Source organism: Caproiciproducens faecalis (assembly GCF_019448085.1).
Lineage (GTDB): Bacteria > Bacillota > Clostridia > Oscillospirales > Acutalibacteraceae > Caproiciproducens > Caproiciproducens faecalis.
On record NZ_JAGFNZ010000002.1, the window covers coordinates 51,395 to 76,986 of the forward strand.

Annotated in this window: 28 protein-coding genes; 2 read left to right on the forward strand and 26 right to left on the reverse strand. The window is 49.8% G+C overall.

Annotated elements, in window-relative coordinates; translation table 11 throughout:
* Positions 1-230 precede the first annotated feature (230 nt).
* Genes J5W02_RS04595 through J5W02_RS04605 form a run of 3 tightly spaced genes read right to left on the reverse strand, consistent with a single transcriptional unit; the run spans position 231 to position 4,467 of the window.
* Positions 231-1,439 carry an HlyD family secretion protein gene (locus J5W02_RS04595; RefSeq protein ID WP_330659679.1) on the reverse strand — a complete coding sequence of 403 codons (1,209 nt, stop codon included), beginning with the start codon at positions 1,437-1,439 and terminating at the stop codon, positions 231-233.
* 17 nt (positions 1,440-1,456) lie between these two features.
* The gene (locus J5W02_RS04600; RefSeq protein WP_219964510.1) at positions 1,457-3,772 is read right to left on the reverse strand and encodes an ABC transporter permease; all 2,316 of its coding nucleotides are present in this window, start codon (positions 3,770-3,772) and stop codon (positions 1,457-1,459) included.
* Positions 3,766-4,467: an ABC transporter ATP-binding protein gene (locus J5W02_RS04605; protein WP_219964511.1), complete on the reverse strand. Its 702-nt coding sequence runs from the start codon at positions 4,465-4,467 to the stop codon at positions 3,766-3,768. The genes J5W02_RS04600 and J5W02_RS04605 overlap by 7 nt, the downstream gene beginning before the upstream one ends.
* A gap of 265 nt (positions 4,468-4,732) precedes the next feature.
* Between J5W02_RS04605 and J5W02_RS04610 the strand changes: the two genes are divergently transcribed.
* A complete protein-coding gene (locus tag J5W02_RS04610) occupies positions 4,733-5,332 on the forward strand; it encodes a TetR/AcrR family transcriptional regulator (protein WP_219964512.1) in 600 nt (199 codons plus the stop codon).
* A gap of 101 nt (positions 5,333-5,433) precedes the next feature.
* On the opposite strand, the gene J5W02_RS04615 is transcribed toward J5W02_RS04610, so the two are convergent.
* Genes J5W02_RS04615 through J5W02_RS04625 form a run of 3 tightly spaced genes read right to left on the reverse strand, consistent with a single transcriptional unit; the run spans position 5,434 to position 6,922 of the window.
* Positions 5,434-5,652 (reverse strand): DUF1653 domain-containing protein, encoded by a 219-nt coding sequence (locus J5W02_RS04615; RefSeq protein ID WP_219964513.1) that lies wholly within the window; start codon positions 5,650-5,652, stop codon positions 5,434-5,436.
* A gap of 19 nt (positions 5,653-5,671) precedes the next feature.
* Entirely contained in the window at positions 5,672-6,241 is a 570-nt protein-coding gene (locus J5W02_RS04620) for a TlpA family protein disulfide reductase (protein WP_219964514.1), read from the reverse strand.
* A gap of 9 nt (positions 6,242-6,250) precedes the next feature.
* Entirely contained in the window at positions 6,251-6,922 is a 672-nt protein-coding gene (locus J5W02_RS04625; RefSeq protein WP_219964515.1) for a cytochrome c biogenesis CcdA family protein, read from the reverse strand.
* 302 nt (positions 6,923-7,224) lie between these two features.
* On the opposite strand from J5W02_RS04625, the gene J5W02_RS04630 reads away from it, so the two are divergent.
* On the forward strand, positions 7,225-7,494 hold the full coding sequence (locus tag J5W02_RS04630; RefSeq protein WP_219964516.1) for a hypothetical protein: 270 nt from the start codon (positions 7,225-7,227) through the stop codon (positions 7,492-7,494).
* Between the two features lie 89 nt (positions 7,495-7,583).
* Here the strand turns inward: J5W02_RS04630 and J5W02_RS04635 are convergent, their stop codons facing one another.
* The 20 genes from J5W02_RS04635 to J5W02_RS04730 all read right to left on the reverse strand — a co-directional run bounded on the left by J5W02_RS04635 (position 7,584) and on the right by J5W02_RS04730 (position 25,530).
* A complete protein-coding gene (locus J5W02_RS04635; protein ID WP_219964517.1) occupies positions 7,584-7,835 on the reverse strand; it encodes a kinase to dihydroxyacetone kinase in 252 nt (83 codons plus the stop codon).
* Positions 7,836-7,983: 148 nt separating this feature from the next.
* Positions 7,984-8,805, reverse strand: coding sequence for a metal ABC transporter permease (locus tag J5W02_RS04640; RefSeq protein WP_255575570.1), 822 nt, complete (start codon positions 8,803-8,805; stop codon positions 7,984-7,986).
* Complete coding sequence (locus J5W02_RS04645; protein WP_407928355.1) at positions 8,795-9,463, reverse strand: metal ABC transporter ATP-binding protein; 669 nt, start codon at positions 9,461-9,463, stop codon at positions 8,795-8,797. The genes J5W02_RS04640 and J5W02_RS04645 overlap by 11 nt, the downstream gene beginning before the upstream one ends.
* Positions 9,464-9,474: 11 nt before the next feature.
* Positions 9,475-10,434, reverse strand: coding sequence for a metal ABC transporter solute-binding protein, Zn/Mn family (locus J5W02_RS04650; protein WP_456237059.1), 960 nt, complete (start codon positions 10,432-10,434; stop codon positions 9,475-9,477).
* Between the two features lie 125 nt (positions 10,435-10,559).
* The gene (locus J5W02_RS04655; protein WP_219964519.1) at positions 10,560-10,853 is read right to left on the reverse strand and encodes a YibE/F family protein; all 294 of its coding nucleotides are present in this window, start codon (positions 10,851-10,853) and stop codon (positions 10,560-10,562) included.
* A 28-nt stretch (positions 10,854-10,881) separates the two neighbouring features.
* On the reverse strand, positions 10,882-11,775 hold the full coding sequence (locus J5W02_RS04660; RefSeq protein ID WP_219964520.1) for a YibE/F family protein: 894 nt from the start codon (positions 11,773-11,775) through the stop codon (positions 10,882-10,884).
* A gap of 146 nt (positions 11,776-11,921) precedes the next feature.
* A complete protein-coding gene (locus J5W02_RS04665) occupies positions 11,922-12,641 on the reverse strand; it encodes a nitroreductase family protein (RefSeq protein ID WP_219964521.1) in 720 nt (239 codons plus the stop codon).
* Between the two features lie 87 nt (positions 12,642-12,728).
* Positions 12,729-13,898 (reverse strand): MFS transporter, encoded by a 1,170-nt coding sequence (locus tag J5W02_RS04670; protein ID WP_255575571.1) that lies wholly within the window; start codon positions 13,896-13,898, stop codon positions 12,729-12,731.
* 41 nt (positions 13,899-13,939) lie between these two features.
* Positions 13,940-14,956, reverse strand: a complete 1,017-nt coding sequence (locus J5W02_RS04675; RefSeq protein ID WP_219964523.1) for an ROK family transcriptional regulator — start codon at positions 14,954-14,956, stop codon at positions 13,940-13,942.
* 220 nt (positions 14,957-15,176) lie between these two features.
* The gene (locus J5W02_RS04680; RefSeq protein WP_219964524.1) at positions 15,177-15,839 is read right to left on the reverse strand and encodes a V-type ATP synthase subunit D; all 663 of its coding nucleotides are present in this window, start codon (positions 15,837-15,839) and stop codon (positions 15,177-15,179) included.
* A gap of 35 nt (positions 15,840-15,874) precedes the next feature.
* Positions 15,875-17,245: a V-type ATP synthase subunit B gene (locus J5W02_RS04685; RefSeq protein ID WP_219964525.1), complete on the reverse strand. Its 1,371-nt coding sequence runs from the start codon at positions 17,243-17,245 to the stop codon at positions 15,875-15,877.
* Complete coding sequence (locus J5W02_RS04690) at positions 17,245-19,014, reverse strand: V-type ATP synthase subunit A (protein WP_219964526.1); 1,770 nt, start codon at positions 19,012-19,014, stop codon at positions 17,245-17,247. Before J5W02_RS04690 ends, J5W02_RS04685 begins: the two co-directional genes overlap by 1 nt.
* A 4-nt stretch (positions 19,015-19,018) precedes the next feature.
* The gene (locus J5W02_RS04695; RefSeq protein ID WP_219964527.1) at positions 19,019-19,354 is read right to left on the reverse strand and encodes a V-type ATP synthase subunit F; all 336 of its coding nucleotides are present in this window, start codon (positions 19,352-19,354) and stop codon (positions 19,019-19,021) included.
* Entirely contained in the window at positions 19,347-20,318 is a 972-nt protein-coding gene (locus tag J5W02_RS04700) for a V-type ATPase subunit (RefSeq protein WP_219964528.1), read from the reverse strand. Before J5W02_RS04700 ends, J5W02_RS04695 begins: the two co-directional genes overlap by 8 nt.
* A gap of 21 nt (positions 20,319-20,339) precedes the next feature.
* On the reverse strand, positions 20,340-20,933 hold the full coding sequence (locus J5W02_RS04705) for a V-type ATP synthase subunit E (RefSeq protein ID WP_219964529.1): 594 nt from the start codon (positions 20,931-20,933) through the stop codon (positions 20,340-20,342).
* Positions 20,934-20,948: 15 nt separating this feature from the next.
* Positions 20,949-21,431: a V-type ATP synthase subunit K gene (locus J5W02_RS04710; RefSeq protein ID WP_219964530.1), complete on the reverse strand. Its 483-nt coding sequence runs from the start codon at positions 21,429-21,431 to the stop codon at positions 20,949-20,951.
* Positions 21,424-23,442 (reverse strand): V-type ATP synthase subunit I, encoded by a 2,019-nt coding sequence (locus J5W02_RS04715; RefSeq protein WP_219964531.1) that lies wholly within the window; start codon positions 23,440-23,442, stop codon positions 21,424-21,426. Before J5W02_RS04715 ends, J5W02_RS04710 begins: the two co-directional genes overlap by 8 nt.
* 30 nt (positions 23,443-23,472) lie before the next feature.
* Positions 23,473-23,781, reverse strand: coding sequence for a hypothetical protein (locus J5W02_RS04720; protein WP_219964532.1), 309 nt, complete (start codon positions 23,779-23,781; stop codon positions 23,473-23,475).
* Positions 23,782-24,091: 310 nt separating this feature from the next.
* Positions 24,092-25,294, reverse strand: coding sequence for a DUF438 domain-containing protein (locus tag J5W02_RS04725; protein ID WP_219964533.1), 1,203 nt, complete (start codon positions 25,292-25,294; stop codon positions 24,092-24,094).
* Positions 25,291-25,530 carry a DUF1858 domain-containing protein gene (locus J5W02_RS04730; protein ID WP_219964534.1) on the reverse strand — a complete coding sequence of 80 codons (240 nt, stop codon included), beginning with the start codon at positions 25,528-25,530 and terminating at the stop codon, positions 25,291-25,293. Before J5W02_RS04730 ends, J5W02_RS04725 begins: the two co-directional genes overlap by 4 nt.
* Between the last annotated feature and the right edge of the window lie 62 nt (positions 25,531-25,592).

Genomic DNA, 25,592 nt, shown 5'->3' on the forward strand with positions numbered 1-25,592 from the left:
TTTTTAGTATCATAAAATTTTCCAAAAAATCGGGTATTATTTGTCAAATTCAGGTATTTCTTTAGCTATTTTATCATACACAAAGCCTTCAATATGAGTAAAACGAATTATAAAAAGAAAAATGGTATTAAATACTTGAAGCTCAAGATTTAATACCATTTTCTATCTCAATCGACTCCTCAACGGAATCTGAAAACTTCGCAAAACACGGCAAAAAGCGCCGCCTGGGGTTATTTCAAAGAAAAATATACGTCCGCCGTATATCCGGGTTTGAGCAGCTGATTCGGGTCGGACGGTTTGACCAGTACGCGGACAACCCGTTTCCCGTCTTTTTCCTGCGCGAGGTTCGGTATCTGCGTAACGGTTCCGGAAAGCGCAACGTCCGGAGCTGACGTGGGAACAATCCGGACGGTATCGCCCAGCTTTACTTTCCCAATAAATACCTCATCCACTTCCGCGCTGATCGTAAGCGAATCCGCGTCGATGATTTGGAGCACACGGGTGGGAGCGTTCTGCACGCCAAGGGGATCGGCATTACTGACGGCAATCCCCTGTATAATTCCCTTTTTCAGGCCGCATACGATCTGATTCCCTTTCAGGTAGTCCTTCGCGGTCTTCGCCGTCATCAGGTTGAGATCTACCTGTGCGGCGGTGAGTCCGCTCTGCTGCTTTGCGGTATTTGCCGTATTGCTGTTTTTGAGGGTGTCAAGCTGCGTCTTTTTGGATTGGAGCGAAACGGTCAACTGATCGACTTCCTCTTTCAAAGCGTTTTTCGCCTTCGTAAGGTTGTACTGTACATCCGTAAGCGCTTTCTGCTTCTGATTCAGCGCCGACACATACTGATTAAGAGTCGCTTTGGAGACAGCGCCCGAATTGTATAACGTCTGATTATTCTGCAGGTCGCGTTTGGCGTCCGCCACTTCCTGATTGGCCAGAGTCAGGGAGTTCTGCAGAAGCTTGAGATCGGGGCTGGTTCCGCTTCGGTATTCTCCCGATTTACGGTTCAGCAGGCTCTGTGTCTGGGCAATGTCGGCTTCCAGCGCGGCAATACTCTGCTCGGCGGCCGGAAGTCCCGCCTCGTTGGCCGCGACCTGCTGTTTCAGCTTATCAAGGATTCCCTGATATTCCGAAAGGTCCAGCGTCACCAGTATCTGACCAAAGGTGACCCGGTCGCCCTCTTTGACGGAGACACCGGTTACAATTGACGGAAAATCAATATTAATGTCAACCGCGGTGCCGTATTTTACTTCGCCCCACGCGTCGAGCTCATTGCTTTGCGCAGCGGACGGTAAAGGAATGTTTCCTTTCGCGGCAGGCTCTTTTTGAAATTGACTGATCCCAAATACGACGACCAGGGCAACCAGAACCCCGCCCAAAATCAGCGAGATCTTTTTATGTAATGAAACCCATTTTTTCAATTTTGCAAACCCTGTTTTCACGGAAAATCCTCCTGTTTTTATTCAACGCTCTTTAGAGCCGAAAGCATATCAAGATTCTGCATCTTCTTCGCAACCACCTGATTGATAAATCCGGCGAAAAGAAACGTCATTGCGCCGGAAATCAGGATATTCTGAAAGCTGAGCGAACCAATCAGATCCATTCTCTTATCAAGACCCGCCGCCACAACTTCGGCAATGAACCAGCCTACCGGAATTCCAAGCAGCAATCCAAGGAAGCTGGAAATGTAATTTTCCAGCAGCACCAGGGAACGAACTTCCTTCTGGTGGAACCCGAGTACGCGCAGTGTGGCAAGGTCTCGGATCCGCTCTGTGTAATTGAGAACACTGCAGTTGTAAAGAACCACAAAGGCAAGCGCCGCTCCGATTACGATAAGCATAATCACAGCAATCAGCATGACCTGTGTCGTCGCGGCAAAATCCGCCGACTGCCCCGTTCGGTCCACCGCTTCCTCAACGGCGTCGCTGCTGAGGAATTTTTTATCGGGCGCTCCGTTCCATTTGATCAGAAGCGCCGTTGGCTGAAACTTTTCTCCGAGAGATTTCCAGTAGGTATCCGTTAAATATATTCCCTGTCCAGAAGCTAAATAGACTGTCTGCACAATCGGTACCGAAACGTACTGATCGCTCGTCCTCTTAATACGGATGCTGTCGCCCTGCTTCACTCCCAGCGTTTCCGCCAGCTTGCGGGTCATCGTGATTCCGTCGTTTGTCAGGGTTACCTTTTTCCCCGAAAGCTCCCTGAGGTTGACCAGCGGGCTGTCCTGTGTGGTAATTGTCAGGGGTTCCATTTTCCTCTGTCCATTGGGACAGACTACTTCCGCCGCGGTTTCCTGAATCTGCTGCGTAATGCCGTCCAATTGCAGATTGTTCAGATAGCGGAAATCCGTCTTTTTCTGATCGACCAGCACTTTTTGATCGTAGGTAAACGTCTGTTCATAAACCTGAATCGGAATAGCCGCGACCATATCATTAATGGTAAAGGCGGAAAGGATGGTGCCGGTACAGCCCATGATGCCGATAATACTCATAATCAGGCGCGACTTGTTCCTAAAAATATTACGCGCAATCAGTTTTCTGCTGAACCTCATTTTTCTCCAAAGCGAGGGAACAGATTCCAGAAGAATATGACTGCCCCTTTTGGGCGGTTTATCCCGCAGGAGCACCGCGGGGGTGTCCCCCTGCAGCTTCCAGCAGGCGTAGAACGAAACGCCGCCAGTACAGATCAAAATGAGAAGAAGCGCAAAGAAAAAATTCGGGTAATTGACCGAAACGGAATAGTCCGGCAAAGTCAGTCGGAGTCTGGGAATCAGAACCTTTCCGAACAGAACGGGGCCAATGGCCAGCCCGGCCAAAGCGCCCAAAAAACCGACCCCAAGGCCGTAGGAGGTATAGTGCATTAGAATCGTTCGGCGGCTGTAGCCCAGTGCCTTCAGGGTTCCAATCTGGCTGCGCTGATTTTCCACCAGACGCATCATAGTGCTTTGGGTAATGAGGGCAGTCACCAGAAAGAAAAGGAGCGGAAAAGCAGTCGCCAGCGTTTTAAACTGCTGGACAAGAGAATCTACGCTGCCTGCACTGCTGCTGTCTTTCCACGCAATCAAACCTATCAGGTTTTTCCCGATTATTTCGTCCGCCTGCTGTTCCACCTGACTGACATCCGCGCCCGGCAGAAGTTTGATGCAGATCTGGTTAAACACCTTTTGCCCGTATACACTTTCAAGGGAATCCGCGCGGATGGTTAAAAAGCCGTACTTTTGGCTGTTCGGAGATAAATCGGTTGAATTTTTCACCGAAAAAATATGTTCACTGCTTAACGCCAGCCCGGTAATCGGCAGCCGTACCCAGGTACCGTTCAGCTTGACGGACAGAGAGTCACCAATTTTCAGTCCGTGCGCTTTTGCAAAGGCTTCGTCCAGAACCGCGCCGCCGTCCTGCTTTCCAAACCGTCCGGCCCGTAGATCCGGCTGATCTAAGGTGTTTTGATTATCGAGTGCGTAAATATGCAGGGTGGGATTCCCCGGAAGATCCGTATCCGCATCAGCGGTAAAGCGCCGTTCCGCCAGCGCAACTCCCGGTATTTTCTGAATTTTCCAAACCTGCTGTTCCGAAGGGTTTGCCACGGTAACCCAGAGGTCGGAACGGTTGGTGGCCCGGTACATGGTGTCCGTATGGTTTTCAATGGATATCCAGACGCTGTCCAGTCCGGTTACGATGCTCACAGCCAAAGCCGCCATAATCAGAATGGAAATAAACTGTGCCTTTGATTTTTGCATATCCCGGATTGCTTTTTTCCACAGAGCGCCCTTTACCATGCAATTTCCTCCACTTTTTTCGGGTGCCTGTGGATTTTTTTCTCTGCAATTTTTCCGTCGCTCATATGGATAACCGTCTGGGCCATTTCCGCAATCGGCGCATTATGCGTCACAATAATCACGGTTTTCCCAAGGTCGCGGGCAACGTCCTGAATCAGCCGGAGCACAATCCGTCCGGTTCCGGAATCCAGCGCCCCCGTTGGCTCGTCGCACAGCACGATCTGTGGATTTTTCGCAAGCGCCCGGGCGATGGATACCCGCTGCTGCTCGCCGCCGGACATCTGGCTCGGAAAGTTGTCCATGCGTTTAGACAAGCCCACGCGCTCCAGCATTTCCTGTGCGTCAAGCGGATCAGTGCAGACTTCCTCCGCAAGCTGAACATTTTCCAGCGCTGTCAGGTTCGGCACCAGATTATAAAACTGGAACACAAAGCCGATTTTCGTTCTTCGGTAATCGGTCAGTTCCTTTTCCGTCATGCCGGAAATCACTTCTCCGCCTACGGAAATGGTTCCCGCAGTGGGCGAATCCATGCCGCCAAGCATATTGAGCATGGTGGTCTTACCCGCGCCGCTTTGTCCCAGGATGACGTTGAACGTTCCCTGTGTCAGACTAAAGCTGACATCATCCACCGCCTTGATGATATTCTCACCGACACGGTATTCCCTTTCTACATTTCTCAGATCAATAAATTCCATAGACGATCTCCTATAAACTTGCGGAATACAACAATTCTTTATGGATTGTTCGGCAAAGATGATTCCATTCATTTCATTCTATCTTGTTCAATTTTATCGAACAAGCTGTTGCTTTATTATAACTGTTATATTATAATACACATAGTATAATAATCAACATGCAGTTCGCTGATATAGTGACTTTTCCTATACACTTGATCGGAAAAGTGTCTGTTAACTCAATTGGAAAATATTATTATTTTACTGGAATGGGAGATTTATCGTTATGAAATCGGGAGAACAAGACCGAAGAGTAAAATATACCAAAATGGTGCTCCGGGAAAGCCTTCTTGAACTCATGAAGGATAAACCGATCACCAAAATCACTCCGACAGAGCTTTGCCGTCTGGCGGATATTAACCGCAATACGTTTTACGCGCATTATTCAAGTCCGATGGATCTGCTCTCAACCATTGAAAACGAGCTGTATGAGGAAGTGATTCAGGCGTTTGAATGCTCCTTTCATACAGATACCATGGAGATCCTCCTTACGGAAATTTGTCAGGTAATCCGGAATCACAGCGCGATCTGCAAGATACTTTTTTCAGAATACGGTGATAAAGACTTTCTAAAGCGTGTGATTTATCTGGCGCACGATAAAACCGTGGTGGAATGGAAAACCCTGATGCATGATTCCAGTGCGGAGATGGTTGAGCGCCTGTTTACCTTCACCGTCAACGGCAGCATGGCCATTATACAGGACTGGATTCTAAAAGGAGCCAAGGAAAGTCCTTCGGAAATCGCTCATTTTATTAACAGTGTAACCCATTACGGGCTGCGGGCCTTTACAGGTTCCAATATGAAAACAAAAAAGCAAAATTCATAACAGAAATCCCCACGGCAGAGCCGTGGGGATTTCTGTTCCTCTATTTTTGCGTGACTTTGGCAGAAAAGCATTCCTAAAAAAGATTATCATTGAGCATCGGCTCAATCGCCGATATAGGTAAACCGGCTGACCTTAGCGCCGTCGCGCTCGACGGTTTCGTTCCACATGGAAGCCGGACGCACCCAAATGCCCCGTTCCCCGTACAGTGCCTGATAGACGACCATGTCCTCCAGCGTTTCCGAATGTTTTGCTAGATACAGCACTTGATATTCATTTCCCTTGAAGTGGCGGTATCGCCCTGTTTTAATCCCGTTTTCCATTACAGCACATCCCATTCTTTTACACTCTTTTGTTTTTGATTAATTCAATCCCGGCAGCAAGGGTTTTTTCATCAATCGCTCCCTGATATGCCCGAACAATATATCCGTCCTGATCGATAAAAAAAGTATCCGGTATAGATGAAATTCCATAAATATTGGCCGCCTGCTGCTCACTGTCAAAATAGACCGGGAATTCAAAGCCCTGTTCTTTCACATAATTTTCTGCCTTCGTCTGCGTTTCGCGCTCACCGTCCGTAAGGTCTATCATCAAAAATACCACATCATTCCCGGCGTTTTGATACTGGGCATTAAAATGAGGCATTTCTCCCTTGCAGGGCGGGCACCAGGAAGCCCAGAAATTCAGCACAACCGGTTTCCCTTGAAAATCCGATAGCTTTACTTTCTTTCCGTTTGCATCAAACACCGTGAAATCCGGCGCCGGAATTTTATCCCCCTGGGAAGAGAGAGTGCCTGCAGATTCGTTTTGGTTCGGCTTATAATGACTTGATAAAACACTGTACGCAAAATAGGCCGTGCCCAAAAAAGCCGCAAACAAAAAGATGCCTAAAAATGTTTTTCCTCTGCTCATATACCCTCCTTAAAATGTCAGCAGTGATAAGAAATATCCCATCAGCCCCGTCAGCATCATTACGCCGATGATAATCAGCAGGCCGCCAGAAATCAGCCGGATATACCGGTAGTTCCTTTTCATAAAATCAAAGGCCGTACGCAGACGGTCAATTAAAACCGCGCTGGCAATAAATGGAATTCCAAGCCCGAGCGAAAAGCTCAGCAGCATGAAAACTCCTTTCAGGCTTTCCCCGCTGGAGGCCGCCAGCATTAAAGCAGAACCCAGGAAAGCCCCCACACACGGAGTCCAGCCTATGGAAAAAATGATTCCGAACAGCACTGAGGACAAAACCCCGGAATTGGCAACCTTTTTGTTCATTTGATGATTGGAACCCAAAAACGGCAAAGGAACCAGCTCCATGTAGCTCAGTCCGAACAAAATGACAATGACCCCGGAAAACACATTGACCGCCGTCCGGTATTCTTTCAATACTCCGCCCACAGAACCCGCAAACGCACCCATCAGAACGAAAACCACAGTAAACCCAAAGACAAACGCAGCAGCGTTAATCAGGGTAACTCTTTTATTCCTTTCCTTTTGCTGCCCGGCAAAATAAGATACATACACCGGCAGCATGGGCAGCAGACACGGTGATATAAAAGTGATGATTCCTTCCAGAAATGAAATGAGATAGTCCACTGAATATTCACCCCCCTACTCCTAAATAGCTGAACCAACTGAAAATACCCTGACTGAGGGACAAGGATCATTAAGAGATTTCATTAAGGTATCCCCGAAAGATTTGTAAAAGATGCATTCATTATAGCGCATAAAATTGCCGCGTTCGGTGATTTGGTCACAGTCGACTCGTCGCGTTTCCGCATTCCCCCGTTTTTCAGTCTGCCGAGAAATTTGCGGCTGGCAATCAAAAATTCAAACAATCGGCTTCTTTTCCATTGGTGTATAAACCTGTTTTTATTTGAATATAATTTAAACACAATATGGATATTACGAAGAAAAAGGAGCTGATTGTTTTGCCACGCGGAACGCAGAAAACAGATGAACAAAGACTTGAAAAACTGGATGAAAAAATTGCGGAACTGGAGCTGAGAAAATCTAAAATTGATGGAAAAATCAAAGAGGTAAAAGAGCAAAAGCAAGCTATTTTTGACCAGCAGCAGCAGAAAAAACTTGAAGAATTGCAAAATTTTATTTCTAAACTTGGAAAAACTCCCGACGAAATTTTGACCATTTTAAACAGCGCGGGATAGAGATAAAAAGGGAGCGGGTTCAGCCCGTTCCCTTTTTAAGTTGCTTACTCACTCGTGACTGATGAAATGCTAAAAAGTCAATTCTTTGTTTAGCCGTGAAGGCCATCGGACTGAAGTTCCATATTTTCTACCACAATATCATGGATTTCACCTAAGGAAGCGCAATACTCCAGCACTTTCCACGGAATATTGGTGTGAAAATGAATTTTAATCAGTTCTTCATCCCCCACCGCAAGCAGGCAGTCTCCCGGTATGTTTTTCACAATATAATCATGAATCTGATCTTCCGAAAGATTTTTTCCTTCAATTAACAGCTGCGTATCAAATTTATATTCCAGCATTTTTTCTCTCCTTTTTAGGGTTTTCGGATTGAATCTTTATTGCTTATTGATTATTTTACACCAAATCGGAAATGGATGCAAAATATTTCTCTGCAGTAAGTGCATTGCGGAGTTTCTCTCAGAAAACCGCTGTTTTCCACGCTTTTGTTTACTGCCGCAACCGAGGAATTCGCTTTCCCACCGATGAATTTTTGAAGATAAGAATTAAAACCAAAATCAAAACACCGCACAGTACAATGGTCCCTCCCGGTTTTAATCCGACATAATAGGAAATAAATAGGCCGGGCACCGTAAACACGAGCGCAAATCCGATTGCGCAGAGCACAGTTTTCTTGTAGCTTTTGGCGACCTGCATTGCGCAGGCAACCGGAACCACCATCATGGAGGAAACAATCAGCGCGCCAACTGTCCGTGCCGCCACGGAAACGGTGATGGCTGTAAGAACCGTAAAAATGAAATTGACTGTGCGAACCGGCACACCGGCCAGCCTGGCGAGCTGCTCGTCGAAGGAGATGTAAAACAGTTCTCTATAGAGAAAGACAAATGAAAGCAGCACAATCACGCTGATGATAATGACAAGATCCAGTTCGAAATCGCTGATGGCGACAATACTGCCGAAAAGAAAGCTGTTAAAACTCTGTGCGTTCTGGACAAAACCGGACAAAATGCCAGCCAGCCCGATTCCGGCGGACATGATGATTGCAATCGAAATCTCGGAGTATTGGGGGAACTTTTTGCGGATTCCTTCCATAGCGAAAGCCGCAAGTGTACAGGCAGCAACGGCCCCCAGAACCGGATTGAAATTGAAAATCAAACCGAGCGCCACACCTGCCAGCGAAGTGTGGGAAAGCGCGTCCCCCACCATAGAAAGCCGTTTCAGTACAATCACAGTTCCAATACAGGGAACAATCACGGCGAGCAGAATTCCCACCAGAAACGCCCTGCGCATAAATTCATACTCAAATATCATGATCTTCCTCCAGAACACCGCTTGAGTTCAAGTGCAGGATGTGTTTGGCAGAACGGAACGCGCGCTCAACATCATGCGTTACCATCAGGATCGTAATTCCTTGTTCCGCGTTGAGTTGCTCCAAAAGAGCGTATAGGCTTTTCGCAGCCTGTGCATCGATTCCGGTGACCGGTTCGTCCAACAGCAGAATCTGCGGTTGTGCCACCAAAACGCGTGCCAGCATAATCCGCTGCTGCTGACCGCCGGAAAGCTCTCCGATTCTTCGTTTTGCGCAATCCTGCATACCGACTGTTTCCAAAGCCTGCTGAACCAACACTTTATGCTTTTTTGCGGGAAGTCGAAGAAATCCTAGCTGAGAGTACAGGTTGGCTTTTACAACTTCTTCCACAGTTGCGGGGAAGCCCCCGAAAAAGGCCGCACTGTTCTGAGGAATATAGCCGATTTTGCGAAAATCTCTTGGGTCACAGCCATCCTTCCCAAACAGCCGAATGGTTCCGGAGGACGGCTTTAAAACGCCGAGAATCAACTTTAGAAGCGTGGATTTGCCGGCGCCGTTGGAACCGATTATCCCCGCATAATCGCCGTATTCTACCGAAAGGTTTATTTGGGAAAGAACATTTTCTCGATTATAAGAAAAGTACAGATCTTGAATTTCCAAAACATTCATGTTTAATTCAATGCTTCCTTCAGCACCTGCAGATTGTCCCGCATGACTGAAAAATATTCTATCCCCTGAGCCTGTTCTCCGTCGGTAAGCCCTTCCAGCGGGTTGAAGGTGGCTGTTTTAGCTCCAACTGCCTTTGCAATGGTTTCTGAAACCTTGGGGCTGACCAGTTCTTCAAAAAAGATGGTCTTCACCTGATTTTCTTTCGCAAACTTTATGATATCACTCATGCGCGCCGGATCGGGCTCAGAATCCGCGGTAAGCCCTTCTATGGCAACCTGATTTAAGCCGTAAGCCTTGCAGAGATATCCGAACGCTTCATGCGCGACAACAATGTCTTTGCTTTTGAAGGAAGCTGCTGCCGTTTTATACTCACTGTCCAGTGCATCAAACTTTGCAGCGTACTTTTTATAGTTACTTTCATAAACGTCCTGATGCGCTTTGTCAGCCTCTACAAATGCATTTTTAATATTTTCCATTTCCTTTTTTGCGTTTTCAGGAGAAAGCCAGACATGGGGATCGTACTGCTGAGCTTCTTCCCCTTCCTCCGCGTGGCCGGGCATCAGATCAAGGCCTTTGGAAGCTTCCACAGTCACCAGATTTTTATTCTGAAGCGAACCGAGAACCTTTTCCGCCCAGCCCTCCATACTGGCACCATTATAGACAATAACGTCCGCCTTTTCCAGATTGACAAGGTCCGCGGCGGCCGGCTCCCAGTCGTGCGGCTCCGTCCCGGCGGGAACCAGATTGACAACCTCTATCTGATCGCCGCCAACCTTTTTTGCAAAATCGTACATGGCATAAAAGCTGGCGTAGACTTTTAACTTTTTACCTGTTGTCTGTTCGGTGGCTGGACTTTGACCGGACTGTACCGGCGCCTGTGTGTTCTGCGAGCCCGAGCTGCAGGCGGTCAGAGACCCCAGAGCCAAAACGAGCACCATCAATAATGTAAATATCTTTTTCACAATCAAACCTCCTGATTTTTAGTAAATGCTAATTACTTGCATTTACTATTATACTTTTAAAAAAGAAATTGTCAATACAAGTGCAAACAATTTGCATTTGTATTGACAATTTTTGTTAAATCTATTTACTTATCCTCAGGAGCTTCTTTGCTGCCCCGAAATGTTTCCTTCTTGCGCAGATTTTGAGGCAGAGGTTTCCGGGCTGTTTCTTCCGTGCATACCATTGCCGAAATGAACGTTGTAAACGGAATGGTCAAAAGCATTCCCAAACTGCCCACCAGCGACTGCAGAAATTCGACAATGATCTCCTCCTGATTCAGAAGCTGTAAAACCGGATAATTGGAAGCCGCGTAAATAATCAGAGTCACCAGACTGCTTCCTACATAAGCCAGAATCAGCGTGTTCATCATCGTTCCCATGATGTCTCTGCCAATATTCAGACCGGATTTAATCAGAATACTTTGAAATACGCCTGCCCCTATTCGACTTAATTTCAACTAGAGAAGATGCAATAGACATTGCCACGTCCATGGTGGCGCCAAGTGCTCCAATGGTAACCATTGCAAAAACTACCGCCTGTAGGTTGAGCGACTGGTCGGAAAACAACTCCATCAACCTTGAAGACTGGTCATTGTAAAATCCGGTCAGTTTCATGGTGTGATTGAACAGTAAATAAATACCGCCTGAGAAAACGACCCCGCCAATGCATCCCAGCGCAGCCGCCAGACTTTTTCGGTTGATTCCACCCGTCAGCAGAAATGTAACACAGATCACATAAACGCAGACCAGGATAGTGCAGAAGTAAATATTGAAACCCGCCAGAATCAGCGGCAGAAAAACATAAAACACAGACAGGCAGGTCAAAAGCAGGGCAATTACGGTATGAACTCCTTTTCTGCCGCCGAAAATCAAAATCACGGCCGCCAGAATCACGGACAAAATGATGATCTGATCGATTCTCTCATAATTCTCAAAAGCCCACTGTGTTCCCTGATCCTGCGTTAACTTTCCCAGAACCACATTATCTTTTTCGCTCACCGCAGGCGGCATAGTACGATTGTTGGCGTAGGCATACTGGGTGGCCTGTACGACTTGCCCTTTATTTTGCCCGCTGGTGATCTTTGCTGTAAAAGTTACAATGGTTCTGGTTGTATCACTCTGATCCGGTACCGCACCGTCCACACTGACCACCTGAGCAAAAACCTGATCGTCCAGTTCCGAATCTCTGCTTTGTACGAGAATGCTGAGTTTATGCTGCTGAGCAATACGGTTTCCTCCAAAAAGGAACAGAATGGATACTATCAGAATCAAAAGATAAACTGTCCTGTTTTTTCCGTACATACCATCACCTTCGTTAGCTATTTGTATGTTCAGAAGATAACAGTTATGTAACTTTTCTGTCCGATTTTCATAGCAAAAAAGGCCGCTGTGAAGCGACCTTAAAGTTGAACCTTACGCATGAATAATTCTCTCATTTGAGTCTGACGTTATTTATTGAAATTTTTCAGATGCTCCGAAACTGACCGATTCATTTCTAGTGTAAAATCAGACATGTACTTCCTTTTGCAGAAAGCTTCCAGACTCTCTTTGCTTCCCGTTTCGCCGTACATGCTTAGAAGTTCTTCCGGCTGCATTTCCCTGTAGGAGTTCTCGTGAACAATATGTTTTGGATCAAAGCGCCTTGGTTTCACCCGGTCTTTCTGCTGCTGGGTGGGATATCCGTAAACCACCATAACGGCCGGGAGCGTGTATTGCGGCAAGGAGAGAAGTTCCCTGACTTTTTCACAATTTTCAAGAATATCCCCGATATAGCAGGAGCCAAGTCCCAGCGACTGAGCCGCCGTTACCGTATTCTGCGCCGCAATGATGGCGTCGGAGCAGGCAAGCAGCAGGTCGCCCGGCCCGGGCTTACGAGGTGACAACCCCGCGGCATTGAACATTTTATACCATTTGTCATAATCCGCCGTAAAAACAAAGACGAGCGGGGCTTTGGCAATAAACGGCTGATTGTCACAAAGGACGGACAGCCGTTCTTTGATTTTACTGTCCGTCACATCAATAACGGTGTAAAGCATCATATTCCCGGCCGTCGGCGCTTCAAAAGCCGAGGCGAGAATTTCATTTTTCACCTCAGCAGAAACTTCCCGCTTTTCAAAAACGCGTACGGATTTTCTCTCTTTGAGTTGTTTCAAAACTTCATTTTCCAATCTGTTTTCCTCCTGATTACATTTACGCTTATTATAGCACAATGAAAGGGAGTTTCTCTATGAGCAATCTGGAATTTTTTCTGTATTTCAAGAAACCTCTTCCGCCCGCGGAGTCCCCGTTTGAAACGCGGCTGAAAGGCGTAAGGTAAAGAACAGCAGTCCTATCCCGCAGAGTAAAAGCACATAAGGCATCAGGGAAAAAGAAATATGTGAGAAAAGCTGGCCGAACAGCGGCGGCATCAGCGTGGTTCCGGTGTAGGCGCACGCCATCTGCAGCCCCATCGCCGCCTGAGCATTCTCATTTTTAAAATAAACCGGCGTCTGATGAAGCATGGACGGGAAAATCGGCGCAAGTCCCAAACCGACAAGAATCAACGCGCACAGGGTAACCGGATCCGGCAGAGGAAGCAGCATCAGGACACAGCCGAAAATCAGAAGAATGGTTCCATAATGTATTAATTTTTCATTGCTTAATTTCACCGAAACAAATCCGCTCAGCATACGCCCAGCCGTAATTCCCAAAAAGAACAGAGAAATCCAGCCCGCCGCGCTTTCCGGAGGGATTCCCTTCGCCTTTGCCAGGTAGCTGGCGCCCCAGAGGATTACAGAGCTTTCCGCGGATATGTAAAGAAAAAAAGTCAGCATGGCGAAAGCCGCCGTCTTTGTATGAAGCAGTGCAAACGGATTCTTCTTTCCTGCGGCTTCTTTTGCTGCATCCGGGGCATCGGCCGCCGGGTGCTCAAATTTTCGCCACATGGGAAGAGAAAACAGCAGAAGCCCCACCAGCACAAACTGAATCATCGAAATACTCCGGTAGCCGCTGCGCCAGCCGTATCCCGAATGTGCCAGAGCGGAAACCAGAACGGGGCCCAGCATGGCGCCGATTCCCCACGAGCAGTGCAGCCAGTTCATGTGCTTTGCCTCATAATGTTCGGCGACAAATTCGTTGAGCCCCGAATCCACCGCCCCCGCGCCCAGCCCCAGCGGAACCGCCATCACCAGCAGCCACGGAAAGGAGGGGGCTAAAGAGTAACCCAGCAGCGCGACGGCAGTCATTGCCACACTGACCACCGTTACCCTTCCCGTGCCGCACCGGCGGATCAGCCGGTGGGAAAACAGACTGGAAACAATCGTACTGCCCGACATCACCGCGGAAATAAATCCGGCGTTTCCTACCGGTACCCCTAGCGCCGTGTTCATCATCGGCCACGAGGAGCCGAGGAGGGAATCCGGAAGCCCCAAACTGATAAATGCCAAATAGATTAAAGATAAAAAAACCATATGCTCCTCCTGCTTTGTCAAAATTCACACTGCCCGCAGTGTTCATCCGCGCCATTCCGGTAAACCGCTATCGCCTGCGCGGTCAAACCGGAAAGAATGTCGGTTTCCAACGCATCGCTGAAGGACAGAGAGGGAAAAATCTCTTTTTCCGCAAACGCGGGAATAGCCTGCCGAATGGCTTCCCTCAAGCCATCCGTAAAGAAATCACCGTACAGAACAACATACGCCGGGTTCACAATGGCGCAAACCGTACCTACCAATTTCAGAATCGCGGGGCCGATTTCTTTCGGGTTATGGTAATCAACGGAATCCCAGTCAATTCCCAACGGCAAAAGCGCCACTTCACCGGCATACCCGCCGGCTCCCTTCAGAATTTTGCCGTCAATCATAATCCCCGACCCGGGGGCGAAATACCTGGGAAAATAAATTCCCGCCAGGACGCAGGGCTGTCCGGCCCTGTCGCTGTATCCATATACCGCCGCGTTGACATCGTTTTCCACAATCACGGGCATTTGGTATTTGCTGCGGAAATGTTCCAAAAAAGGCACCCCTACCAGCTGTTCGTAATCATTGGTCAAAGCCACGCCGTTGTGCACTACTCCCGGCAGGGAAACCGCGAGCACACGGATAGTCGGATAGTCGCAAAGGCAGGAATCGATGATGTTTTCAAAGCTGGAGAGTTCCATATTTTCACAGGAATATTCGGTTTGCCGAACAATTTCTCCGTACAGGTTCGCAACGCAGGCACAAATCCCGTTTTTTCCGTCCCGGACACGCGCGGAAAGCGCGAGCACATGGGCATGCTCCGCAGAAAAGGAATAGGCCTGCGAGGGCCTTCCGCCGGTAGCGGAAACCAGCTCTCCCGGAACGACTTCTCCCTTTTCCACAAGGTCACTCAGAATATTGCCGACCGTGGCAAAGCTCAGTCCCGTCAGCTGGGACAGTTCCCGGATGGTTGCCGTTTTGCGGGAATACAGTGTCCACAGAACCGTGTGAACGTTTTGCTGTTTGATATCCAGTACATTGACAGCCATAACATCGCCCCTATATTTCAGTACTTATTATAACTATTATAATAAGTACTATTATATGCTGATTGCGCTAAAAAATCAACTCTTTTCAGAGCATGAAATATTACAATCTGAATAAAGCGATTATTTGCACTCAGCGGCGGCATCGCCGGAAAGAAAAACAAAAGCACTCCCGCAAGAGTGCTTTTGAATAAAAGCCCGTTTATAAAAACGGATTATATTTTTACTGCATTTTTTCCTTGTAATGATGTGCCTGTTCCAGCATCATGTCTTTTACTTTCATCAGGCGAATCTGGGTGCTGCGCTCGTTTTCGTCGAGTTTCATTGTAATGTAGCGGATACTGTCCTGCATTTCCGGAATCATCACATGCTCAAGCGCGTTGACCCGGCGCCGGGTCTTTTCAATTTCCGCCGCAAGCAGCTGACAGGCTTTTTCGCACTCCGCCAGCCGGAGCATATCCGGCAGCAGGTCGGACAGGGATTTTACCGCCGAATCAAGGTCACCGGAAGTAAAGGCATACCCGTAGGAATAAATGTCGTTGGCGTCGGACGTCCTTGTTTTGTAGTGATATTTCGGTATTTCCACGCTCATCACATTTTGGGTCTCCATCTCCAGAGTGACCTCCTGCTTGGGTGCCATCAGCGCCACGTTCAGGACTTCATCGGACATAACGGAACGTGCCAGTACAAAATTCCGGTTGGCCGCCGCAATCCCCTGCTCCACTTTTTCCCGAAGCGCTTTATTTTCCCGAACAAGGTCAAGAAAACGGCGCATCAGCTCATCACGCTTGTCTTTTAAAAGCTTATGCCCGCGGATTGCCGTGACCAGCTTCTTTTTCAGACGGGTCAGTTCCATTCGCGTTGGGTTTACATGAACAGTTGCCAAAAGCGAATCCCTCCTTTGCAAGGTTTTTCGTACCGTTACTTCCCGTAGTACTGATCCAGAAATTCATCTTTAATTCTCTTTAACTCACTGCGGGGAAGAATGGAGAGCAGCTTCCAGCCGATGGCAAGCGTTTCTTCAATGTCCCTGTTGGCGTGATACCCCTGGGACACATACTCTTTTTCGAATTCATCGGAGAACTTTGCGTAAAGACGGTCGATATCCGTCAGGGCGGCTTCGCCCAGAATCACCATGAGCTCTTTTGCCTCTTTTCCGCGCGCATAGGCGGCAAACAGCTGGTTCATGGTGTTGGCGTGGTCGGCGCGCGTCTTGCCTTCTCCGATTCCCTTGTCCTTCAGTCGGGAAAGCGACGGCAAAACGTCAATGGGCGGGGTGACACCCTTGCGGTACAGTTCACGGCTGAGAATAATCTGTCCTTCCGTAATGTACCCTGTAAGATCGGGAATAGGATGCGTCTTGTCATCCTCCGGCATGGTCAGGATCGGGATCAGCGTAATGCTGCCGGGTTTGCCCTTCTGCCTGCCCGCGCGCTCGTAAAGAGAGGCAAGGTCGGTATACATGTAACCCGGATATCCGCGCCGGCCGGGAACTTCCTTCCGCGCGGCGGAAACCTCGCGCAGAGCGTCCGCGTAATTGGTAATATCGGTCAGAATAACAAGAACGTGCATATCTTTTTCAAAAGCAAGGTATTCCGCGGCGGTAAGCGCCATTCTGGGAGTCGCGATCCGCTCGACGGCAGGGTCGTTCGCAAGGTTTACAAACAGTACCGCACGGTCGATTGCGCCCGTTTCCCGAAAGCTTTCGATAAAGAAGTTGGACTCTTCAAAAGTAATTCCCATGGCGGCAAACACAACGGCAAACGGCTCCGAAGTACCGCGCACTTTTGCCTGACGGGCGATCTGAGCGGCCAGATTTGCGTGGGGCAGGCCGCTGGCCGAAAAAATCGGCAGCTTTTGTCCGCGCACCAGCGTGTTCAATCCATCAATAGCAGAAACGCCGGTCTGGATAAATTCCTGCGGATAATTCCGCGCGGCAGGATTCATGGGAAGGCCGTTAATGTCCATGCGGCGGTCCGGCAGTATTTCCGGCCCTCCGTCAATCGGGCGGCCCAAGCCGTCGAATACGCGGCTGAGCATATCCTGCGATACACCGAGCTCCATACTGCGGCCGAGGAAACGCACCCGGCTGTTGCTCAGGTTAATGCCGGTCGAGCTTTCAAACAGCTGAACCAGCGCGTTTCCGCCGTCTATCTCCAGCACCTTACAGCGGCGCTTTTCTCCGCTAGCAAGCTCAATTTCGCCCAATTCGTTATAGTTTACGTTCTCCACGCCCTGCACCAGCATCAGAGGGCCCGCCACTTCCTGTATGGTTCTGTATTCCTTTGGCATCAATAATCCTCCTTCTGCTCAAGGCTTTGGATTTCTTTGTGCATCACCTGCAGAATATCTTTGTATTCCTGCTCCATACGGTCGGCGGGAATATACTTAAAGCGGCCGATCCGTTCACGCACCGCCAGAGAGGCCAGTTTGTCGGCAGAAACGCCGCGTGCAAGCGCATCCACGGCCTCCTGATAATAATCAAGTACCAGTTTCATCATCGTGTACTGCTTTTCCAACGGCGTGTAGGTATCCACTTCATGGAAGGCGTCCTGATGTAGAAAGTCCTCGCGGATGGAACGGGCGGCCTCCAGTTTTAAGCGGTCCGGCGCGGAAAGGGCGTCCATACCGACCAGCTTTACAATTTCCTGCAGCTCGGCTTCTTCCTGAAGCAGACGCATGATCCGGCTGCGCTGCTCCATCCAGTCGGGGTGCACATGGGAGTTAAACCACTTTTCCATTGTGTCCACATAAAGGGAATAGCTGGTCAGCCAGTTGACCGCCGGGAAATGCCTGCGGTACGCCAGCGCGGAATCCAGGCTCCAGAACACCTTGACGATACGAAGCGTCGCCTGCGAAACCGGCTCTGAAATATCGCCGCCGGGAGGGGAAACAGCCCCGATGACCGAAAGAGCACCTTCTCTGGGGGTGTGGCCAAGGGAGCGTACACGCCCCGCGCGCTCGTAAAACTGCGCAAGACGGCTGCCTAAATAGGCGGGGTACCCTTCTTCGCCGGGCATTTCTTCCAGTCGGCCGGACATTTCGCGGAGCGCTTCCGCCCAGCGGGAAGTGGAGTCCGCCATGAGTGCCACGGAATATCCCATATCGCGGAAATATTCCGCAATCGTGATCCCTGTATAGATGGAGGCTTCACGGGCGGCAACCGGCATGTCGGAGGTATTGGCAATCAGAACGGTACGCTTCATCAGAGAATACCCGGTTTTCGGATCCTTCAGCTCGGGAAACTCATTTAATACGTCCGTCATTTCGTTGCCGCGTTCCCCGCAGCCAATGTAAACCACAATATCCGCTTCCGCCCACTTTGCCAGCTGATGCTGCACAACGGTTTTTCCGCTGCCGAACGGGCCGGGAACCGCCGCCACGCCGCCTTTTGCAATAGGAAACAGCGTGTCGATCACGCGCTGTCCGGTGACAAGCGGCATTTCAGGGGACAGCTTTTCCAGATACGGCCTGCCTACACGAACCGGCCATTTCTGCATAAGCGGGACTGCATGCTCCTCTCCGTCGGAGGAGCGTACCGTGGCGATATGCTCCGTTACGGTGAAATCGCCTTCCGAAATACCGGAAACCGTTCCGTTTACACCGTTTGGAACCATAATTCTGTGTACTACGATTTCCGTTTCCTGCACGGTGCCCAGAATATCCCCCGCGGTCACCGCGTCCCCTTCGGAAACACAGGGAACAAAGTGCCACTTAATGTCGCGCTTGAGCGCGGGAATTTCCACACCGCGGTGCAGACTGTTGCCGGAAGCCTTCATAATATCATCCAGCGGGCGCTGAATCCCGTCAAAAATACTGCCGATCAGCCCCGGCCCAAGTTCTACGCTCAGCGGGGCGCCGGTAGATTCGACCGGCTCGCCCGGCCCCAGCCCGGAGGTTTCCTCGTAAACCTGAATGGAAGCGCGATCCCCGTGAATTTCTATGATTTCACCGATCAGCCGCTGGTCGCTGACACGCACAACGTCGAACATGTTGGCGTCACGCATTCCTTCCGCAATGACCAGCGGTCCGGCGACTTTCCGGATCGTTCCTTTACTCATATTGTCACCTGCTCTTTTCGTTTTCATCGTTAAAGATAATGTCGGAACCAACGGCCTGTTCCACCGATTTGCGAACATGCGCCATTCCGGCTCCCGTATTTCCCGAAACGCCGGGAATCAGAATAATCGCGGGAACACGCTGTGCGCGGTACCGGTCAACCTCCGGTTCCAGCGCGTCGGCCAGCGCTTCCGTTATATAAATGACCGCGTATCCGCTTTCCGCCAGCCTGCGCAGGGTTTTGGCGGCTTGGGCGGGTTCGGCCGCCGGGTAAACGTCAAGTCCAAGGGCCGCAAAACCGTAAACGCTGTCACGGTCGCCCATCACTGCAATCTTATACATACATTTCCCTCAGCCTTTCGCGCACAGATTGCTCCGGCAGATGATTCCGCTTACCGGACAGAATCATGCGCACCGCACGAATTTCATTCTCCCTTGCAAGGTAGTAAGCCACCAGCGGGCCGATCGTGAGCGGGTTGTATTTCTGCGGACGAATCGCCCGCAGTATCCGGTTGTCACACCAGCGCTCAAACGCGGAAACCGATTCTCTCAGCGCGTCCTGTGCGTCCGCATAGGGAGTGGTATGCAAATACTGGTAGAATTTTTCCTGACCCTGAGCGGCGGCATGTGCCAGTTCCTCAACGGAAAGAGAATCACACGGAGCCAAAGCACGCAGAATGACGGACAGCGGCTTCCCGGTCGCGCAGGCGCGCGCGGCAATTTTGATATCCGCGGCGGCAACCGTCAGTTCCGCGTATTCACGGATCAGATCGTTTTTGGACGCTTCTCCTGCGTTTTTCACAGCCACCAGGGACGCCCGGTCCAAAATAAAATCGCAAAGCTGCCCGTCGCCGGTATGAAGAAGCACATCAAACGCCTCCTGCGCCGGTGCGCGCATCGCTTCCGGCAAAAGCGAATAGTCGCGTTCCCGAACCGCCTGCAGAATTGTTTGCGGTTCCACCGTGCCGCCACTCAGAAAAATTCCCTGCGGGTCCGTATCTGAGTACACCGTTTTAATGGCAGCTTTTAAATTATGGTAATCGTTTCCATAAAAAAATACCGAAAAATCGGACAGGTTATCCAGTAATTCCCGCAACAGAGCCCATGTCTTTTCCCGCTCCGCCTCCAGCATCTTTTCCGGACTGTCGTAACTTTTCGCGTCCCCCCAGCCCCTGCTGTGAAGCAGCGAAAGGCACTCTTCCTCGTCTTTTGCACTAAGAAGCTGCTCCAGCGCCTGTGTGTTCAGCAAAGAAAGTTCCTTTGAACGAATACGCGCCACCGCATAAGCGTACTGCGTGTCGGACATCAGATCACCCTCCTTCTGCTTTCAGCGGAACAGCAGCTCATTGACCCGGTCGGTCAGCCGCTCACGCTCCGCTTCGAATAAGGCGTCGAAGGAACAGTTTTCTTCAACACCGCCATAAATTAATATACAACCGCCGTTTAAATTGCGTGTTTCTTCCGAAATGGTCAAACTCCCGCCTTTTTTTCCGGCCACTTCTGCCAGCCGAGTGGAAAAGTTCGCGGGTACCCGGCTGCGGTCCTCCGGAGAAAGGATCATTTCCCCCTTCTGCGGCAAGGAAGCTTTGGCGGCTACCTTCAGAATTACGTCAAAATAAGATTCCTCCGGCAATTTGGACAACTCCTCGCGGGCTTTGCCGATGAGGTCCCGGATCATTTCCTGCTTGGCCTGCAGTATCTTCTGCCGTTTTTTAAGTTCTGCCGACGACTGTGCCCGTTTCAGGATCTCTCCGGCAGCCTCTTTCGAGGCCCGGAGGATTTCTTCGGCCTGCTGACCAGACGATTTCCGGGCTTCTTCCTCTATGCCCGCCGCTTCCTTTTCAGCGGCGGAGACAGTCTGCCCGGCGGCAGATTCCGCTTCGTCCAGAATTTCCTGAACGATTTTCTCTAATCCTGTCATTGACAAGTTCTCCCATCAAACATTAATTCCACCGATCCCGAATACCGCAAGAATGGAGACCAGCAGCGCAAGAATGGCATATGTCTCTACCATTGCCGGAAAAATCATCGCTTTACCGAACTGGTCCGGGCGTTTGGCAACCAGACCGATGCTGGCAACTGAAGCACGGGCCTGCCGAAGCGCAGACCAGTAACCCACAACCGCAATCGGCATACAGGCTAGAAAATAAAGCAGTCCTTTTGCAAGCGATATATCTGCATTTCCACCCAACACACCGATTTGGGAAAGGGTAATGAACGCCACCAGAAGGCCGTAAATTCCCTGAGTACCGGGCAAAAGCTGAAGAACCAGCACTTTACCGAATTGATTGGGATCCTCCGTCACAACACCGGCGGCCGCCTCTCCCGCCAAACCGACTCCGCGGGCGGAACCGACTCCAGCCATCAAAGCTCCCAAAACCGCACCGAGCAGAGCAAACACAATTCCCATCTTATCCATTTTTATGATCCTCCCTGAATTTGAAATATTGAGTGTTTACCGCAAAGGGTTGAAATTTCCGGCCTCCGCCGGAATAGAATTTTCCAAAGAATTCCACAAACTGCAGACGGTTGGTATGAACATAAGCGCCAAGCAGATTGATCCCGATATTCATGGTATGGCCCAGCAGGAAGATGATGACGAACATCACCGCTCCCACCGCACTTCCGCCCGCCATGCTGCCCATTTGATTAATGACGGTGGCAATTACCCCGGTAGCAAGTCCAAGCGCAAGCAAACGGGAATAAGAGAGCACGTCGCTCAGATAGCCCGTAATATTATACAGGCCGTACAGGCCCTTGAGAATTCGTTTGAACCAGTTTCTGGATTCACGCCCGCCGGTCAGAATAATCCCGACCGCAGAAAGAATCGCGGCGTAAGAAGCAGCACTGCTCAGCAGTGTGGGAATTGCGAGAGAAACACCCGCAATATCGGCAAACATCTTCTGACCCAAAAGCAGAATAATTAAGCTGATAATCAGCACATACCAGAAAACGACGTCGTACAGGGCGTCCTTATATCGTCTAGCACGCGCCAGCTGATAGAAATTCATTGCAAGACCCGTAAACAGATGCACAAGACCAATGACAAAGCAGAACATCAGCATCCGCATCGGCTGATTCAGCGGTGCGAACCAAAGCGCAGGGATCGTCAGATGAGTGCCAAAAAATGTTTTGGAGACCACATCTACCACATCGCCAAAATAGCTGCCAAACAGTACCCCCCAGAAAACGGTGGAAATTCCGCAGAAAAAAAACATTTTCAACGTATTTCGCATACTGTTTTCCATGTTTTTGAAGCGCAGAAGGCAAATTCCGCAAATAACAGTCAAAAGCGCGCCGTAGGCGGCATCCGAAAGCATCATACCAAAAAGAACATAGTAAAAGATGGACATAACCGCCGTGGGATCAACCTCGCCTTTACCGGGCAGGCTGTAGCTTTCCACCACCGACTCCACCGGTGCGGAAAAGCCGTTGTTACTCAGCAGAACCGGTACCTCTTCCTCTTCGGAAGGCGTTGTAAAAGTAACCGCAACAGGGAATTTTGCCGACAGCTCCTCTTCCAGTGCGCCGGTTTCCCGTTTCGGCACATAACCCTTCAGAAAAAAGGTTCTCCGGGATTGATACAGCCGGCTGATTACTTCATACTTTTCAAGCCGCATGGTATAGTAATCCAGCATGAATTTCAAATCATCCCGCGCGTCCGCACGGCTCTTAATTTCCTCCCGGGCTTTTTTGATTTTCTGCGTACATTCTTCAATGATTCCCTGAAGCTTTTTGATCTGCTCCGCGGGCGGTGTGGGAGGTACAACGGCCGGTTTTGCAAAGCCCAGCTCCCGCAGCCGCTCTTCCACCGTATGCGCGTCAGGGCGCAGGCAAAGGACCATCACACAGGTCTGTTCGGGAGAGCTGCTTACGATTCTGACGGAAACGGCATCCGTCCCGGAATCACTGAGCTGTTCCTCCAAAGCTTCCTGCTCCAGCCCGGGCGGCAAAACTCCAATCAAAGCGGCCGTTTTGCCCGTCCCGTAAAAATCCAGCGGAAGATCAAAGCTTTTCCAGGGGACAAGGGATTCCACCTGAATCTTCATTTTTGGAATTTCCGCCTGGTTTTCTTCTATTTCCGCTGCAAGGGAATTCAACCGGTACGCCAGCTGCAGCATGGTTTCCCGCTGTTTCGCGAAAGAATCGTAATGTTCAACTGTCGTAATTTGTCTTCCCTCCAAAGCGGAAAACAATGATTTTGACTCGGGGGAATAACGATTCAGGATGCTTAACGCTTCCCGGGAAGCCGCAATTCCCTTCTCCAATGTCACGCGGGCCGATGAGGTGTCTGTCTTCTGAAAAACATCGTCTTCGTCCGACCCATCGCTGACTTGCACAATTCCACGCCGCTGCAGCATTTCCAGGATTTTTTTACGGTCTTTTTTCAGAGCGCATAATTCTATCCGCTGCATGGGCACTACAGCCATAAGGCAATCCCTCCTTTATCAAACAAAAAATCAGATCAATTCCGACAGAACCGTCTGTACCGCCTGTTCTTCCTTGGCTTTTACCGCCTCGCGCAGTGCGGCGATCTCTTGCCCGGCCTGTTCCAGAGCCTGCTGGATCACGGCCGTTTCCTGCCGGTGAGCCTGCTCCATTTCCTCCGCCGCCCGCTCCCGGGCTCTGGACACCGCTTCTTTGTTGAAAGCCGAAGCCCGTTCCTTTGCGGAGTGAAGAATCTCTTCCGCCCGGAGAGCAGCCTGCTGCTCAAGCTCCTGAGATTTTCGCTCGGCCTGCCGGATAGTTTCCACTGCCTGATTTGCCAATCTACCACCCCCACATTCAGCACTGTATGTTTCTTGATGTTCTCAGTTTTCTAAAGGAAAAAGAGAACATATAAAGATTTCATTAAGATTTATAATATACGAGTTTTGTATATATATCAACAAAAAACTTATTTTTAACGATAAAATTCATAAAGAATAGATAGACAATCATTTCACAAGTCCTAAAACAGACTTATAAAATTCTGATTGTCTTAATAGCACGAGCCGGTAATTCCCGGTTCCGGCGCGAATGACGGCAGGGCTCAGGGACATCTCCATCCCTGAGCCCTGCCGTGTAAAACAAAGAGCTTTATTCTGAAACAAGCCGTTTTTCCCCTTCGATTGCCTGAAGGGGACGGATGTTCTGAGTTACTTCCAGCACGCCCAGATATTCGCCCTTCTCACTGCGAACGGCAAAATAGCGGATCAGGATATACTTTTCACCCATATTGATCCAGAAATCCTCGCTGTCCTTTTGGCCGGTTTTAAAATCTTCCACCAGTTTTTCCACGATGTGCACACTTGCCGGGGGATGACAGTTGGAAACTTTTCGGCCAATCACAGCCTTTGTACGGGGAAAGATACGTTCCGCACCCTGGGAGAAATATTTTACGGTATCGTCCTTGTCCACAAAGGTGATGTCAATGGGCAGCATGTCCAGCATCCGCACAAGCTCCTCTGTCTTGAGAACACCGGTCGGGAAGGTGATTACCCCCGGCGCCGCCTGCTCCCTGCACACGGCCTGCGCCTGTTGTTGGTCGGCAGGCGTCCACTCCGGTACCCTTCCGATCAGACAGTACCCCAAATCCTCGCTTTCGTCCGCAATCGTTTTCCACTCATCCTGCGTCAGGTTTTCCAGCAGCATTGGAAGCATGATATTTTCTTCCTTGAAGATCATTTCCACAATCCGGTGCAGCATTGCCTCAATAGGTTCTTTCAGCTGTGCGGCATCCTCCGTGCGCAGACGCGTATTGATTTCCCTCCACTGTGCGCGGATTTCGTCGTCCACGCCCCACATCACCTTGGGCGGAGCCGTAATTCCGTACTGTTCCATATAGGGGAAAAACAAATTTTCCTTTTTGACATAGTGCCGCTCAATTTCCAGCAATTTTGTAAACGCAGATTTCAGCTTCGTTTCCGCTTCCCTGTCGGGCAGAAGCGCCATCTGATGTTGGATTTCATCCATCAACTTCTCTAAAGCCCTGTTTTCCAGCTTCAGAGTGTTTGCCGGATGCCCCGGGATTTCCGACGGATCGGAAGGACGGTGAATTTCCTCAATGGAACCCTTAAAGACCGCCGCGTGAACATCACACAGACGCTGCACCTCGCTTACCGGCATTCCGTTCGCAATCAGAGCCTGTTCCGCCTGCGCGATCTCTTCGGCGGAAACGTCCCCGAAAACCTTGGCAAACGTACTTTTCACCTCGTCTACACTTTTGCCTTCATGCAGCTGTGCGATCAGATCTTTCAGAACCTGCTGACGATATTCTCTGTTGTTGATTTCCGCGCTCATTCGAATTCCCCCTTAATGATATATCCGTGTTCCGTGAAAATTTTCCGGATCACTTCCGGATGGATTCTCTTCATTGCCGCACCTTTGGGAATCGTCAAAAATCTTCCCGCTGTCGCAAGCATGCCGGGTCGTGTAATCTCCGAAAAGCCCGCTTCGGCCAATACCTGAATGATTCCCTCATCTTCCTCACATAATTCATAAACGCTCTTTTGAAGGTCAAGAATTTTGTCTGCCATTCATCATTCCTCCCGTTTACGGTCATCCGGATTTCTGAGTGCTGTGACAAGGGCCGCAGGGT

Bases quoted from the DNA above. Each gene is read 5' to 3' on its own strand.
- J5W02_RS04615 (WP_219964513.1), bottom strand. From the start codon at position 5,652: ATGGAAAACGGGATTAAAACAGGGCGATACCGCCACTTCAAGGGAAAT.
- J5W02_RS04610 (WP_219964512.1), top strand. From the start codon at position 4,733: ATGAAATCGGGAGAACAAGACCGAAGAGTAAAATATACCAAAATGGTG.
- J5W02_RS04600 (WP_219964510.1), bottom strand. From the start codon at position 3,772: ATGGTAAAGGGCGCTCTGTGGAAAAAAGCAATCCGGGATATGCAAAAA.
- J5W02_RS04705 (WP_219964529.1), bottom strand. From the start codon at position 20,933: ATGACAGGATTAGAGAAAATCGTTCAGGAAATTCTGGACGAAGCGGAA.
- J5W02_RS04635 (WP_219964517.1), bottom strand. From the start codon at position 7,835: ATGCTGGAATATAAATTTGATACGCAGCTGTTAATTGAAGGAAAAAAT.
- J5W02_RS04695 (WP_219964527.1), bottom strand. From the start codon at position 19,354: ATGTATAAGATTGCAGTGATGGGCGACCGTGACAGCGTTTACGGTTTT.
- J5W02_RS04685 (WP_219964525.1), bottom strand. From the start codon at position 17,245: ATGCCAAAGGAATACAGAACCATACAGGAAGTGGCGGGCCCTCTGATG.
- J5W02_RS04655 (WP_219964519.1), bottom strand. From the start codon at position 10,853: ATGGGAACGATGATGAACACGCTGATTCTGGCTTATGTAGGAAGCAGT.
- J5W02_RS04605 (WP_219964511.1), bottom strand. From the start codon at position 4,467: ATGGAATTTATTGATCTGAGAAATGTAGAAAGGGAATACCGTGTCGGT.
- J5W02_RS04660 (WP_219964520.1), bottom strand. From the start codon at position 11,775: ATGTACGGAAAAAACAGGACAGTTTATCTTTTGATTCTGATAGTATCC.
- J5W02_RS04690 (WP_219964526.1), bottom strand. From the start codon at position 19,014: ATGAGTAAAGGAACGATCCGGAAAGTCGCCGGACCGCTGGTCATTGCG.
- J5W02_RS04630 (WP_219964516.1), top strand. From the start codon at position 7,225: ATGGATATTACGAAGAAAAAGGAGCTGATTGTTTTGCCACGCGGAACG.
- J5W02_RS04710 (WP_219964530.1), bottom strand. From the start codon at position 21,431: ATGGATAAGATGGGAATTGTGTTTGCTCTGCTCGGTGCGGTTTTGGGA.
- J5W02_RS04675 (WP_219964523.1), bottom strand. From the start codon at position 14,956: ATGGCTGTCAATGTACTGGATATCAAACAGCAAAACGTTCACACGGTT.
- J5W02_RS04715 (WP_219964531.1), bottom strand. From the start codon at position 23,442: ATGGCTGTAGTGCCCATGCAGCGGATAGAATTATGCGCTCTGAAAAAA.
- J5W02_RS04640 (WP_255575570.1), bottom strand. From the start codon at position 8,805: ATGATATTTGAGTATGAATTTATGCGCAGGGCGTTTCTGGTGGGAATT.
- J5W02_RS04700 (WP_219964528.1), bottom strand. From the start codon at position 20,318: ATGTCCGACACGCAGTACGCTTATGCGGTGGCGCGTATTCGTTCAAAG.
- J5W02_RS04730 (WP_219964534.1), bottom strand. From the start codon at position 25,530: ATGGCAGACAAAATTCTTGACCTTCAAAAGAGCGTTTATGAATTATGT.
- J5W02_RS04725 (WP_219964533.1), bottom strand. From the start codon at position 25,294: ATGAGCGCGGAAATCAACAACAGAGAATATCGTCAGCAGGTTCTGAAA.
- J5W02_RS04620 (WP_219964514.1), bottom strand. From the start codon at position 6,241: ATGAGCAGAGGAAAAACATTTTTAGGCATCTTTTTGTTTGCGGCTTTT.